12 protein-coding genes are annotated in these 14,097 nt (G+C 63.8%); 10 read left to right on the top strand and 2 right to left on the bottom strand.

Translation table 11 applies throughout. The features are described 5' to 3' along the window. Nucleotides 1-34 precede the first annotated feature (34 nt). Nucleotides 35-682, bottom strand: a complete 648-nt coding sequence (locus tag HCF10_RS13510) for a pentapeptide repeat-containing protein (RefSeq protein WP_131698167.1) — start codon at nt 680-682, stop codon at nt 35-37. 88 nt (nt 683-770) lie between these two features. Next, nucleotides 771-2,663, bottom strand: a complete 1,893-nt coding sequence (gene exaA / locus HCF10_RS13505; protein ID WP_167655726.1) for a quinoprotein ethanol dehydrogenase — start codon at nt 2,661-2,663, stop codon at nt 771-773. 254 nt (nt 2,664-2,917) lie between these two features. Here exaA and pedF point away from each other — a divergent pair, with 254 nt between their 5' ends. From pedF to HCF10_RS13455, 10 genes are all read left to right on the top strand, one after another. Next, the gene (gene pedF, locus HCF10_RS13500; RefSeq protein WP_027606205.1) at nt 2,918-3,379 is read left to right on the top strand and encodes a cytochrome c-550 PedF; all 462 of its coding nucleotides are present in this window, start codon (nt 2,918-2,920) and stop codon (nt 3,377-3,379) included. 3 nt (nt 3,380-3,382) lie between these two features. Next, on the top strand, nt 3,383-4,258 hold the full coding sequence (locus HCF10_RS13495; protein ID WP_167655725.1) for a substrate-binding periplasmic protein: 876 nt from the start codon (nt 3,383-3,385) through the stop codon (nt 4,256-4,258). Between the two features lie 9 nt (nt 4,259-4,267). Further along, nucleotides 4,268-5,017 carry a quinoprotein dehydrogenase-associated SoxYZ-like carrier gene (locus tag HCF10_RS13490; RefSeq protein ID WP_167655724.1) on the top strand — a complete coding sequence of 250 codons (750 nt, stop codon included), beginning with the start codon at nt 4,268-4,270 and terminating at the stop codon, nt 5,015-5,017. 16 nt (nt 5,018-5,033) lie between these two features. Further along, nucleotides 5,034-5,966 carry a quinoprotein relay system zinc metallohydrolase 1 gene (locus HCF10_RS13485; RefSeq protein ID WP_167655723.1) on the top strand — a complete coding sequence of 311 codons (933 nt, stop codon included), beginning with the start codon at nt 5,034-5,036 and terminating at the stop codon, nt 5,964-5,966. A 125-nt stretch (nt 5,967-6,091) separates the two neighbouring features. Then, entirely contained in the window at nt 6,092-7,867 is a 1,776-nt protein-coding gene (locus HCF10_RS13480; RefSeq protein ID WP_010209362.1) for a PQQ-dependent methanol/ethanol family dehydrogenase, read from the top strand. A 121-nt stretch (nt 7,868-7,988) separates the two neighbouring features. Continuing rightward, complete coding sequence (gene exaC, locus HCF10_RS13475; RefSeq protein ID WP_010209363.1) at nt 7,989-9,509, top strand: acetaldehyde dehydrogenase ExaC; 1,521 nt, start codon at nt 7,989-7,991, stop codon at nt 9,507-9,509. Between the two features lie 241 nt (nt 9,510-9,750). Beyond that, nucleotides 9,751-9,822 (top strand): pyrroloquinoline quinone precursor peptide PqqA, encoded by a 72-nt coding sequence (gene pqqA, locus HCF10_RS13470; RefSeq protein ID WP_010209364.1) that lies wholly within the window; start codon nt 9,751-9,753, stop codon nt 9,820-9,822. A 127-nt stretch (nt 9,823-9,949) separates the two neighbouring features. Continuing rightward, a complete protein-coding gene (gene ercA, locus HCF10_RS13465; RefSeq protein ID WP_167655722.1) occupies nt 9,950-11,113 on the top strand; it encodes an alcohol dehydrogenase-like regulatory protein ErcA in 1,164 nt (387 codons plus the stop codon). Then, nucleotides 11,097-12,467 carry an ATP-binding response regulator gene (locus HCF10_RS13460; RefSeq protein WP_167655721.1) on the top strand — a complete coding sequence of 457 codons (1,371 nt, stop codon included), beginning with the start codon at nt 11,097-11,099 and terminating at the stop codon, nt 12,465-12,467. Before ercA ends, HCF10_RS13460 begins: the two co-directional genes overlap by 17 nt. Nucleotides 12,468-12,547: 80 nt before the next feature. After that, a complete protein-coding gene (locus tag HCF10_RS13455; RefSeq protein ID WP_167655720.1) occupies nt 12,548-14,026 on the top strand; it encodes a DASS family sodium-coupled anion symporter in 1,479 nt (492 codons plus the stop codon). Nucleotides 14,027-14,097 lie beyond the last annotated feature (71 nt).

Below are 14,097 nucleotides of genomic sequence, written 5' to 3'. Positions count from 1 at the left end.
GTGTGCACAAAGCCCACATTTCAATGGCGTCGTTTCAGCGATTCCAGGTCGTTGGGCAATCCTGGCAGCCCTCCATATTCGCATCCTGGAAATTCGCATAGTGCTGACGGCTGCCGGTGAGGGTGGCCTGTTCCAGGTTGCTCTCGCCGAACTTGGCTTCCTGCAGGTTGGCGTCGCTGAGGTCGGCGCCTTGCAGGTCGGCCTTGCTCAGCCAGGTCATCTCCAGGTCGGCCGCACGCAGGTTGGCCTTGTGCATTTTTGCCCCGGACAGCCGCGCAAATTGCAGGTAGGCCGCACTGAGGTTGGCGTTTTCGAACTGCGCGCCCTGGGCGAACAGGCCCCAACCCTGGATCGCCATCAGCGTGGCGCCGCTGAAGTTGGCCAGGCGCAGGTTGGCCTGTTGCAGGCTGGCGCGGGTCAGGTTGGCGCCTTGCAGCTGGGCTTTTTCCAGGTTGGCCAGGTCGAGGTTGGCATGGCGCAGATCCGCCTCGCGCAGGTCGGCGCCGGCCAGGTTCATCTTGCTCAAGTCCTGGTTGCGCAGGTTGGCGCCCTTGAGGTTGGCGCCGGGGCATTGGCTGTGTTCGGCGATGGTGCAGCCGTTGATGATCAGCGGGGCGTCGTCGCCGTCGTCGGCGTGCGCCAGGGGCAGGGAGAGCAGGAGTAACAAGGGCAGGTAGTTCATCGTGTAACCTCTGGGGATCCTGTGGTGAGCGGGCTCACCACAAGGGAACCCGCTTGCTACAAAGGGCGGCCCGGCATTCTCGCAGGGGTTATTTTTGCGCGGTCTTCTGATCCCAACTCGGGATCTTGAACACCCAGAACGACCCGCCTTGCGCTACCGGCTTGGTCAGCTCGGCCATGTCGCCGCCCCACAACGGCACCGCGCCGCCATAGCCGACGGTCACGCCGACATACTGCTCGCCATCCTGCTCCCAGGTGATCGGCGGCGAGACGATGCCGCTGCCGGTCTGGAACTTCCACAGCTCCTTGCCGGTTTTCGCGTCGAAGGCCTTGAAGAAACCGTCGCCTGTACCGGTAAACACCAGGTTGCCCTTGGTGGCCAACACGCCGGCCCACAGTGGCAACGCTTCCTTGTGCTCCCACACTACCTTGCCGGTGGTTGGGTTCATCGCGCGCAGAGTGCCGACGTGGTCGTCATACATGCGCTTGATGCGAAAGCCCATGCCCAGGTACGCCGAGCCCTTCTTGTAGTTGACCTCTTCGGTCCAGTATTCCTCTTTCCACTGGTTGCCCGGGATGTAGAACAGGCCGGTGTCCTGGCTGTAGGCCATGGGGTTCCAGTTCTTGCCACCCAGGAACGGCGGCGAGACTTCCACCGGTTTGCCTTTGGTTTCACCCGGCAATGGCTTGGCCGGACGCTGGCCTTCGTTCTCCACCGGACGCCCGGTCTTCAGATCGATATGGCTGGCCCAAGTGATGTTGTCGACGAAGGGGAAGGCGTTCTGCAGCTTGCCGTTGTTGCGGTCTACCACGTAGAAGAAACCGTTGCGGTCAGCGTGACCGGTGGCCTTGACCACCTTGCCGTCCTTGTCCTTGTAGTCGAACAGCACCAACTCGTTGTTGCCGGAGAAGTCCCAGGCGTCGTTCGGGGTGTGCTGGTAGAACCACTTCACTTCGCCGGTGCTCGGATCGACGCCGACCTGACCGGAGGTGTAGAGGCTGTCGAAGTCGTGGGGGTTGCCGTCCTTGGCGGTGCGCGCCCAGGTGTTCCACGGGCCGGGGTTGCCGGCGCCGACGATGATCGTGTTGGTCTCGGCATCGAAGCTTGCGCTCTGCCAAGGGGCGCCACCGCCGTGGCTCCAGGCCTCGACCTTGCCGGTTTCGGTGGTGGGGTCATCCGGCCACGAAGGGGCCTTGACGTCGCCGGTGGTGGTGCTGTCCTTGCCGTTGAGGCGGCCCATATGGCCTTCCACGAACGGGCGCATCCACACTTCTTCACCGGTGTCGGGGTCGCGGGCAAACAGCTGGCCGACCACGCCGAATTCATCGCCGGAGCTGCCGTGGATCAGCAGCACCTTGCCGCTGACCTTGTCTTTGATCAGCACCGGGGCGCCGGTCATGGTGTAGCCGGCGGCGTGGTCGCCGAACTTCTTGTTCCACACCACTTTGCCGGTGTTCTTGTCGAGGGCGATCAGGCGCGCGTCGAGGGTGCCGAAGTAGATCTTGTCGCCGAAGATCGCCGCACCACGGTTGACCACGTCACAGCACGGGCGAATGTTGTCGGGCAGGCGGTGGTTGTAGGTCCACAGGCGCTTGCCGGTCTTGGCGTCGAGGGCGAACACGCGGGAATAGGAGCCGGTGACGTAGACCACGCCGTCGCTGACGATGGCCTGGGATTCCTGGCCGCGTTGCTTCTCATCGCCGAACGAGTAGGACCAGGCCGGGGTGAGCTTGAACACGTTCTTGTCGTTGACCTGGGCCAGCGGGCTCCAGCGCTGGGCATTGGTGCCCATGCCGTATTGCAGTACGTCCTGGGTGGTCAGGTGGTCGTTGGCGATGTCTTCCCAGGAGACATTGCGCGTCGGCTTGGCGGGGTCGGCGGCCGCGAACGTTACGGCACTGAGGGACAGGCTGCCCACCAGCAAAAAGGCTTGCACGGCAAGGCTTAAAGGTGAGCGGGCGGGTAGCGATCTTATTGTCATGGTTGCAGTTCCCAGTGGAGGTTTTGGCCTGCACAGGGTGGAACGCCGGGGCGCCGGGCGGATACGGAAAAAGTCCTGCTGTGGCCGGGAAGACTTCCCGAGGCGCCGCTGTTTTAGGCGTGCCCCACAAGCCCTACTACCAAGGGAGGAGAGGGCGGCCACCAAAGCAGCATACGGCCCATGCCCCGGGGTTTCTAAGATGGTTGCCATAACCTCTGCAATGAGGTTTTGCGTGCAATCCTGAGGGCAAAATAATGACAACAAAACACAATGCCTTGCTCGTCGCCGGGCTGTTGGTCGGTGTGATCGCCGGGGGCTCTGCCTGGGCCCACGGCAACGTGGTCCCGCAAGCGGTGGAAACCAAGGGCCTGACCTCGATCAAGGATGCCGGCGTGCCGGTCAACGAAGACGGCTGGGCGGCGGTCAATCCGTACCGCACCTCGCCTGAACACGACCGCGCCGTGGAAATCGGTTCGTCCGCCTATAACCAGAACTGCGCCGCCTGCCACGGCCTGGAAGCCAAGTCCGGCGGCATCGCCCCCGACCTGCGCATGCTCGATGTGGGCGAAGCCGGTGATGAATGGTTCGTCGAGCGCGTGCGCCATGGCGCGGTGCGTGACGGCCGCGTGTACATGCCGAAAATGGCCGACTACCTGAGCCAGGAAGCCTTGTGGGCCGTGCGCACCTACCTGGACAGCGTGCACGTCGAGGAGTAAGCCATGCGCCTGTTCGCTTATGTGCTTGGCCTGGCCCTGCTGTGTTGCCAGCCGGCACAGGCGCAGGTGCGCAGCTATGACCAGATGATCGCCGCCGGCGAAATCAACGTGGCGGTGTACAAGGACTTTGCCCCCTACAGTTTCGAAGACGGCGCCACCGCGCGCGGGGTCGACGTGGAGCTGGCCCAGGCCCTGGCCACGGCGCTGGGCGTACGGCTCAAGTTGATCTGGGCGCCGGCCGGCGAGAAGCTCGACGACGACCTGCGCGACTACATCTGGCGTGGCAGCCAGTTGCACAACCAGCAACTGGCCGACCTGATGATGCGCGCGCCCTACGATCACGATTACGCACAGAAGCGCAACGACCAGGGCGAACTGGAAAACGGCCATGTGGTGATGTTCGGGCCGTACCAGAACGAACAATGGCAGGTGGCTTACGACCGTCGGCGCCTGGACAGGGTTGCCAGCGTGGCGGTGTTCGAGCAGCACCCGATTGGCGTCGAAGTCGACAGCGTGCCGTCGTTCTACCTCACCTCGGTGTTCAACGGCATGCTCGCCGCCAAGACCCATCACTACCCCGACGTTCCCCAGGCCTTTGCGGCGATGAAAGCCGGTGAGGTCGATGCGGTGATGGCGATGCGCGGGGAAGTCGATTGGCAGGTGCATGAAGCCCACGACCCGCAACTGGCCCTGGCCGAAAACGCCTACCCGAACATGGGCAAGCAACGCTGGGAGATCGGCATGGCGGTGCACGAGAGCAATCGCCAGTTGGCCTATGCGGTGGAAGAGGCGCTGGAAGGCCTGATCCGCGACGGTGCGGTGCAAGCCATCTATGCCCGTTACGGCCTGCAGTACGAAGTCCCCGAGATGTATCAATAGGAGCAGGCGATGAACTGGCGACTGAGCTGCATTTTGGCGTGCTGGCTGCCGCTGGCGGCTCACGCCGTGGAGGTCGACCCGGTGCCGTCGGTGATGTGGGCGTTCTATCACAAGCAGTTCCTGGCCGAGGCGCCGTTCGTGTTCGACGACCGAGTCAAGCTGCTCGCGCCGCCGTTCGCCGAAGATGCGCGCCAGGTGCCGCTGGAAATCGACGCCCGCGCCTTCAACGGCCATGTGGTGAAAATCCTCGCCTGGGCCGAGCTCAACCCATTGCCGAAAATCGTCGACTTCCAACCCAAGGCCGGCGTGCTGCCGTGGCTGTCGCTGCGGATTCGTATCGAGCAGGCCACGCCGTTGCGGGCGGCGGTGCTCACCGATGACGGGCTGTGGCATGTGGGCTCGACCTTGATCGACGCGGCCGGTGGCGGCTGCACCGCGCCCAGCGTGGTGCGCACCCAGCCGGGCTGGGAAGAGCACATCGGCGAAGTGCTCGGCGCCCGTTACCCGCGTGGCGAGTTCAGCCGCGTACGTGTGCAGGTGGCGCACCCCATGGACAATGGCATGGTCAGCGGCATCCCCGAGTTTTTTATCAACCATGCGCAACTGCGCGGCCAGGACGGCCAGGTGCTGGCTGATCTTGAGTTGTTCCCGGCGGTCAGCGAGAACCCCAACCTGGCCTTCGACATCGACGCGCCGGGGCCCACCCGCCTGGTGCTGCGCGACAACAGCGGCAATGAGTTCGACGCGGCCATCCCCTGACCAGAAGGAGCGCGGCATGCGCTGGATTCTATTGTTATGCCTGGGCCTGAGCCTGCCCGTCCTGGCGGACCTCGACTACGCCCTCAAGCCCCGGTTGATCGCCGATGACACCTGGCTGCTTGAAGGCAGCACCGACAATTTTGCCAAGGCCAATGGCGGCAATATCGTCAACACCGCCTTCATTGTCACCGAGGCTGGCGTGGTGGTGATCGACACCGGGCCGTCGCGGCGCTACGGCGAAGCCATGCGCGAGGCCATCGCCCGCGTCACCCCCAAGCCGGTGATCCAGGTGCTGATTACCCACCATCACCCCGACCATGCGCTGGGCAATCAGGCCTTCAAGGACGTGCCCATCGGCGCCCTGGCCGAGACCACACGATTGCTGCACGAGCAGGGCGACGGCATGGCGGAAAACCTCTACCGCATGGTCGGCGACTGGATGCGCGGTACCGAGGTGGTGTTGCCCACCCAGGTGCTGGAACCCGGTGTGCTGAGCGTCGGCCGCCACGACTTGCGCCTGCTCGCGCTCACCGGTCACACCGGCGCCGACCTGGCGGTCTTCGACCAGAGCACCGGCGTGCTGTTCGCCGGCGACCTGGTGTTTTACCAGCGCGCGCTCACCACCCCCAACAGCCCGGGGCTGGCGGTGTGGCTGGCCGACCTCGGCACCCTGCAAGCCTTGCCCTGGACCCTGATCGTGCCCGGCCATGGCCCGGTGGCCAGCGACGCGCAACCCTTCACGCAGATGCGCGACTACCTGACCTGGCTCGATCAACTGCTGCGTGACGGCGCGGCCCACGGCAGCGACATGGCCGAGATGATCCGCAGCCCCATCCCCGAACGCTTCGCCGCGATCAGCCTGAGCCGCTATGAACTGATCCGCAGCGTCAGCCACCTGTACCCGCGATACGAGCGCGAACAGATGCAACGCGTGGATTCGGCGCGCTGACCCGCTACTAAGGAACTAGCAAACTCGATACTGCGGTCAATTGTGACAACTGCCCCTGCGCCCAAGAATCTGCACCAGACCGGGAAAATTTCCCGGGTATAACAAAAACCGCAGAGGTAGCCGTCATGACCCAACCCGCACGCCGCCAACCCTTCGCCTTGAGTGTGTTGCTCGGTGCCATCCTGTTGTCTGGCCAGGCCATGGCCTCGGTCACCGATGAGGAAATCCTCCAGGACCCGAAAAACCCCGGGCAGATCGTCACCAACGGCCTGGGCGTGCAGGGCCAGCGCTACAGCCCCCTCGACACCCTGAACGTCGACAACGTCAAGGAACTGCGCCCGGTCTGGGCGTTTTCCTTTGGTGGCGAGAAGCAGCGTGGGCAACAGGCGCAGCCGATGATCAAGGATGGGGTGATGTACCTCACCGGTTCCTACTCGCGGGTGTTCGCGGTGGATGCGCGCACCGGCAAGAAGCTCTGGCAGTACGATGCGCGTCTGCCCGATGACATCCGCCCGTGCTGTGACGTGATCAACCGTGGCGTGGCGCTGTACGGCGACCTGGTGTTTTTCGGCACCCTCGACGCCAAGCTGGTGGCGCTGAACAAAGACACCGGTAAAGTGGTGTGGAGCAAGAAAGTCGCCGACCACAAAGAAGGCTACTCCATCAGCGCCGCGCCCCTGGTGATCAACGGCAAGCTGATTACCGGTGTGGCCGGTGGCGAGTTCGGCGTGGTGGGCAAGATCGAAGCCTATGACCCGAAAAACGGTGAACTGCTATGGAGTCGCCCGACGGTCGAAGGCCATATGGGTTACGTCTACAAGGACGGCAAGGCGGTGGAGAACGGCATCTCCGGTGGCGAGGCGGGCAAGACCTGGCCCGGGGACTTGTGGAAAACCGGCGGCGCCGCACCGTGGCTGGGCGGCTACTACGACCCGGAAACCAACCTGCTGCTGTTCGGCACCGGCAACCCGGCGCCGTGGAACTCGCACCTGCGCCCTGGCGACAACCTCTACTCGTCCTCGCGCCTGGCGCTGAACCCGGACGACGGCACCATCAAGTGGCACTTCCAGACCACGCCCCATGACGGCTGGGACTATGACGGCGTGAACGAGCTGGTCTCCTTCAACTACACGGAAGGTGGCAAAGAGATCAAAGCCGCCGCCACAGCCGACCGTAACGGCTTCTTCTACGTGCTTGATCGCACCAACGGCAAGTTCATCCGTGGTTTCCCGTTTGTCGACAAGATCACCTGGGCCACCGGCCTGGACAAGGACGGTCGGCCGATCTACAACGACGCCAGCCGCCCTGGCGCCCCGGGCAGCGAAGCCAAGGGCACCTCGGTGTTCGTCGCACCGGCGTTCCTGGGCGCGAAAAACTGGATGCCGATGGCCTATAACCGCGACACCGGGTTGTTCTACGTGCCGTCCAACGAGTGGGGCATGGACATGTGGAACGAAGGCATCGCCTACAAAAAAGGCGCGGCGTTCCTCGGTGCGGGCTTCACTATCAAGCCATTGAACGAAGACTACATAGGCGTGCTGCGCGCCATCGATCCGAAGACCGGCAAGGAAGTTTGGCGCCACAAGAACTTCGCGCCGCTGTGGGGCGGGGTGCTGACCACCAAGGGCAACCTAGTGTTCACCGGCACGCCGGAAGGCTTCCTGCAGGCGTTCAACGCCAAGACCGGCGAGAAAGTCTGGGAATTCCAGACCGGCTCCGGCGTGCTCGGCTCGCCTGTGACCTGGGAAATGGATGGTGAACAGTACGTCTCGGTGCTCTCCGGCTGGGGCGGCGCCGTGCCGTTGTGGGGCGGTGAAGTGGCCAAGCGCATCAAGGACTTCAACCAGGGCGGGATGCTCTGGACCTTCAAGCTGCCCAAAGAGCTGGTCGCCAAACACTGAATCTACGACCAAATGACAAGTGCCCCCCTGCCAACGGCGCATTCGCCCGGCAACGGGGGCTCTTTACTATCGGGTCATCGCCTGTTGACCGACAGGCCCGGACCCAGACAGAGGCTTTAACATGATCTACGCACAACCTGGCACCCCTGGCGCCATCGTCAGCTTCAAGCAGCGCTACGGTAATTACATCGGCGGTGAATTCGTCGCCCCGCTGAGCGGTGAGTACTTCACCAACACTTCGCCGGTGACCGGTGAAGTGATCGCCGAATTCCCGCGCTCCAACGCCGCCGATATCGACAAGGCCCTCGACGCTGCCCATGCTGCCGCCGACGCCTGGGGCAAGACCTCGCCCCAGGATCGCTCGCTGGTGCTGCTGAAAATCGCCGACCGTATCGAGCAGCACCTCGAAGTGCTGGCCGTGACCGAAAGCTGGGACAACGGCAAGGCCGTGCGCGAAACCCTCAACGCTGACGTGCCCCTGGCCGCTGACCACTTCCGCTACTTCGCCGGCTGCATCCGCGCTCAGGAAGGCGGCGCCGCCGAGATCAACGAACACACCGCGGCCTATCACTTCCATGAGCCCTTGGGCGTGGTCGGGCAGATCATTCCGTGGAACTTCCCGCTGCTGATGGCCGCCTGGAAACTCGCCCCGGCCCTGGCCGCCGGTAACTGCATCGTGCTCAAGCCGGCCGAGCAGACGCCGTTGTCGATCATGGTGTTTGCCGAGTTGATCAATGACCTGCTGCCACCGGGCGTGCTGAATATCGTCCAGGGCTTTGGCCGCGAAGCCGGGGAGGCACTGGCCACCAGCAAGCGCATCGCCAAGATCGCCTTTACCGGCTCGACCCCCATCGGCGCGCACATCATGCATGCGGCCGCCGAGAACCTCATTCCCTCCACCGTGGAACTGGGCGGCAAGTCGCCGAACATCTTCTTCGAAGACATCATGCAGGCCGAGCCGCAGTTCATCGAAAAAGCCGCCGAAGGCCTGGTGCTGGCGTTCTTCAACCAGGGCGAAGTGTGCACCTGCCCGTCGCGGGCGCTGGTGCAGGAGTCGATCTACGACGACTTCATGAAAGTGGTGATGAAGAAGATCGTCAAGATCAAGCGCGGCAACCCGTTGGACACCGAGACCATGGTCGGCGCCCAGGCGTCCGAACAGCAATACGACAAGATCCTCTCCTACCTCAAGATCGCCCAGGAAGAGGGCGCCGAGCTGCTCACCGGCGGCGCGGCCGAGCGCCTGGAGGGCGACCTGTCCAGCGGTTACTACATCCAGCCGACCCTGCTCAAGGGCCACAACAAGATGCGCGTGTTCCAGGAAGAAATCTTCGGCCCGGTGGTGGGTATCACCACCTTCAAGGACGAAGCCGAAGCCCTGGCGATTGCCAACGACAGCGAATTCGGCCTCGGCGCCGGGCTGTGGACCCGCGACATCAACCGCGCCTACCGCATGGGCCGGGCGATCAAGGCCGGTCGCGTGTGGACCAACTGTTATCACCTGTACCCGGCGCATGCGGCGTTTGGCGGCTACAAGAAGTCGGGCGTGGGGCGTGAGAACCACAAGATGATGCTCGATCACTACCAGCAGACCAAGAATTTGCTGGTGAGCTACGACATCAATCCGTTGGGTTTCTTCTAACCCTCGGATTGCAACGCGGTCCCCTGTGGGAGGGGGCTTGCTCCCGATGGCGGTGGGTCAGTCAACAGTGATGTGGCTGACACATTGCTATCGGGAGCAAGCCCCCTCCCACATTTTGCTCCCTGTACATTCGCGACTAATGCAGTGCGGCATTTACTTCGAAAGTAGCATTCGCACCCCCATCCCCCCATGCATTAATGCCCTTACCGGAATCTTCCGGCACAACAAGAGGACTCTCCCTATGTGGACCAAACCCGCCTTCACCGACCTGCGTATCGGCTTCGAAGTGACCATGTACTTCGCCAGCCGCTGATCCATCTCCGGCCAGCCTCGCGCTGGCCGGTGCCGTATTGGGAATGACCCTTTGGTCTGATTGCATTCGCCCCGGAATGGGTTAGTGTGAAGCGCATCTCCCAAAAATAATAAGAACAGGCTTTCCAATGAGCCCCAATCTGAGCCTTCTGCGTAAATTCGTCTCGCCTGAAATCATCTTCGGTGCCGGCTGCCGGCACAACGTCGGCAACTACGCCAAGACCTTTGGTGCGCGCAAGGTGCTGGTGGTCAGCGACCCCGGTGTGATCGCTGCCGGTTGGGTCGCCGATGTGGAAGCCAGCCTGCAGGCCATCGGTATCGACTACTGCCTGTACAGCGCCGTGTCGCCCAACCCGCGCGTCGAAGAAGTGATGCTCGGTGCCGAGGTGTATCGGGAAAACCATTGCGATGTGATCGTGGCCATCGGCGGCGGTAGCCCCATGGACTGCGGCAAGGCCATCGGCATTGTGGTCGCCCATGGGCGCAACATCCTCGAGTTCGAAGGCGTGGACACCATCCGTGTGCCGAGCCCGCCGTTGATCCTGATCCCCACCACCGCCGGCACGTCGGCGGATGTCTCGCAGTTCGTGATCATTTCCAACCAGCAGGAACGCATGAAGTTCTCCATCGTCAGCAAGGCGGTGGTGCCGGATGTGTCGCTGATCGACCCGGAAACCACGGCGAGCATGGACCCGTTCCTGTCCGCCTGTACCGGCATCGACGCGCTGGTGCATGCCATTGAGGCGTTCGTGTCCACCGGCCACGGCCCGCTGACCGACCCCCATGCGCTGGAGGCCATGCGCCTGATCAACGGTAACCTGGTGCAGATGATCGCCAACCCCGGTGACATTGCCCTGCGCGAGAAGATCATGCTCGGCAGCATGCAGGCCGGCCTGGCGTTCTCCAATGCGATCCTCGGCGCGGTGCATGCCATGTCCCACAGCCTCGGCGGGTTTCTCGACCTGCCCCATGGTTTGTGCAACGCGGTGCTGGTGGAACACGTGGTGGCGTTCAACTACAACTCGGCGCCGGAGCGCTTCAAGGTAATTGCCGAGACCTTTGGCATCGATTGCCGGGGCCTCAGCCATCGGCAGATTCGCGGGCGGCTGGTGGAGCATCTGATTGCCCTGAAGCACGCCATCGGCTTTCACGAAACCCTCGGTTTGCATGGGGTGCGCGTGGCGGATATTCCGTTCCTGTCCCAACATGCGATGCACGACCCGTGCATCCTCACCAACCCGCGCGAGTCCAGCCAGCGTGATGTCGAGGTCGTATATGGCGAAGCGCTCTGACGACCAGCTACAGGCCCTGGCCGGGTTGCTGGGCCTGGGTAATCACTCGGCGCGCAAGAGCCACTACCCGGAACTCACCGCGCGCCTCGACGAGCTGGAGGCCGAGCGCAACCGCTATATCCGCCTCAACGATGAGCTGGAGCAGCGGGTGGCGGCGCGCACCGATGAGCTGCTGGAAGCCAACCGCAACCTGCAACAACAGATCGCCCAGCGCGAGCAGGTCGAGCAGGAGCTGCGCGATGCGCGCGACGCCGCCGAAGCTGCCAACCGCAGCAAGGACAAATACCTCGCCGCCGCCAGCCATGACCTGCTGCAACCGCTTAACGCGGCGCGGCTGCTGATCTCGACCCTGCGCGAACGCAACTTGCCCAGCGTCGAGCAGGTGCTGGTGGAACGTACGCACCAGGCCCTGGAAGGCGCCGAGGATTTGCTCACCGACCTGCTGGATATTTCGCGGCTCGACCAGGCGGCGGTCAAGCCCGATGTGGCGCTGTATCGCCTGGATGAGCTGTTTGCGCCGCTGGTCTCGGAGTTCCAGTCGGTGGCGTTGGCGGCCGGGCTGAACCTGCGCGCGCGTACCGGCCATTATGCGATTCGCACTGACCTGCGCCTGGTGACGCGGATCCTGCGTAACTTCCTCAGCAACGCCTGCCGCTACACCGACGAGGGCTGCATCCTGCTCGGCGCGCGCCGCCGTGGCGATCGCCTGCGCCTGGAGGTGTGGGACACCGGGCGCGGCATCGCGGCCGACCGGCTCGATGCGATCTTCCTCGAGTTCAACCAGCTCGACGTCGGCCGTGCCTCAGACCGCAAAGGTGTAGGGCTGGGCCTGGCGATTGTCGAGCGCATCGCCGAGATCCTCGGCTACCCGGTGGCGGTCCGTTCGTGGCCGGGGCGTGGCTCGATGTTCAGTATCGAGGTGCCCATCAGCGAAGAGATGCCCCTGGCGATCAGCCAACTGCCGGTGCTGCCGACCACGGGCAACCCGCTGCCGGGGCGGCGTTTGCTGGTAATCGATAACGAGGTGAGCATCCTCGACAGCATGCGCGCGCTGCTGGGGCAGTGGGGCTGTGAGGTGATCACTGCCACCGACCAGGCCGGGGCGTTGCTGGCGCTGCAGGGCAGGGCACCGGAATTGATCCTCGCCGACTACCACCTTGACCACGGCGTGGTGGGCTGTGCGGTGGTCAAGCACCTGCGAGAGCATTTCGCGCAGAACATCCCCGCCGTGATCATCACCGCCGACCGCACCGACCAGTGCCGCCGCGTGCTGCGTCGCCTGGACGCGCCGTTGTTGAACAAACCGCTCAAGCCCGGCAAGTTGCGGGCGGTATTGAGCCAGTTATTGACCTAGGGTGTTGATACCCGTCAACACCCGTTGCGGCGCTTTGCCCCATGCTGCGGGCTCTGATTCAGAGCCCGACGGAGCCCGCCATGAACGCCCCCGCAACAACCGCAGCATCCTTCAAGTTGCCCCTGGGCCTGGTGATCGGTGTACTGGTGATGGTCGGCGTGCTGCTGTTGCCGATGCCCGTCGACTTACCGGTGGCTGGGCAGCGCATGCTGGCGATCCTCGCGTTTGCCGTGGTGGTGTGGATCACCGAGGCGGTGTCTTATGAAGCCAGCGCGATCATGATTACCTCGCTCATGGCGTTTTTGCTTGGCACGGCACCGTCGCTGCAAGACCCCACCCACCTGATCGGCTCCAGCCCGGCCATCAGCATGGCGCTCACCGGCTTTTCCAACCCGGCACTGGCCCTGGTGGCGGGCGCGTTGTTTATTGCGGCGGCCATGACCCACACCGGCCTGGACCGGCGCATCGCCCTGGTGACCCTGACCCGCGTCGGCACCAGCACCCGCGGCATTCTGCTTGGGGCGATTGCGGTGACGATCCTGCTCAGCCTCGTCGTCCCCAGCGCCACTGCGCGCAGCGCCTGTGTGGTGCCGATCATGATGGGCGTGGTCGCCGCGTTTGGCGTGGACAAGCGCTCCAACATCGCCGCCGGCCTGATGATCGTGGTGGCCCAGGGCACCAGCATCTGGAACGTCGGCATCCAGACCGCCGCCGCGCAAAACCTGCTGACCGTGGGCTTTATGGACAAGATGCTCGGCCAGCGCGTGTCGTGGATCGACTGGCTGATCGCCGGGGCGCCGTGGGCGGTGATCATGTCGGCGGTGTTGCTGTTCCTGGTGATCAAGCTGCTGCCGCCGGAAACCGACAGCATCCCCGGTGGCAAGGAAGCCGTGGCCCAGTCCCTGGTGGACATCGGCCCGATGACCGGCCCGCAGAAACGCTTGCTGACGGTGTCGGTGTTGTTGCTGTTGGCATGGGCGACGGAAGGGCGCCTGCACCCTTTCGACACCACCTCGACCACCTACGCCGGGCTGGTGTTCCTGCTGCTGCCGGGGATTGGGGTGATGACCTGGAAGGATGTGCAGTCGCGCATTCCATGGGGCACGGTGATTGTGTTTGGCGTGGGCATCAGCCTCGGTACCGCGCTGCTGACCACCCAGGCCGGGCAATGGCTGGGCTCCCAGGTGGTGGCGCACACCGGCCTGGATCGGGTCGGGCCGCTGGGGGTGTTTGCGATCCTGGGGGCGTTTTTGATCGTGATCCATCTGGGCTTTGCCAGCGCCACGGCGCTGACCTCGGCGCTGTTGCCGATATTGATTGCGGTGTTGCAGACCTTGCCGGGGGAGTTCAACCGCTTGGGCATGACCATGCTGCTGGGGTTTGTGATGAGCTACGGGTTTATCCTGCCGATCAATGCGCCGCAGAACATGGTGTGCCTGGGGACCGGGACGTTTACGGCGCGGCAGTTTGCCAAGGTGGGGATTCTGGTGACGTTGATCGGGTATGGGTTGATGTTGGTGTTTGCGGCGACTTACTGGAGCTGGCTCGGTTGGATCTGATTTGAAATGCGCTTCTGGTCGCACAGCAAACTGGAACCCCTGTGGCGAGCGGGCTTGTCCCCCGTTGGGGT

The sequence above is a fragment of the Pseudomonas sp. B14(2022) genome, from assembly GCF_012030485.1.
Lineage (GTDB): Bacteria > Pseudomonadota > Gammaproteobacteria > Pseudomonadales > Pseudomonadaceae > Aquipseudomonas.
This window is presented reverse-complemented; position numbering and strand designations above follow the sequence as displayed.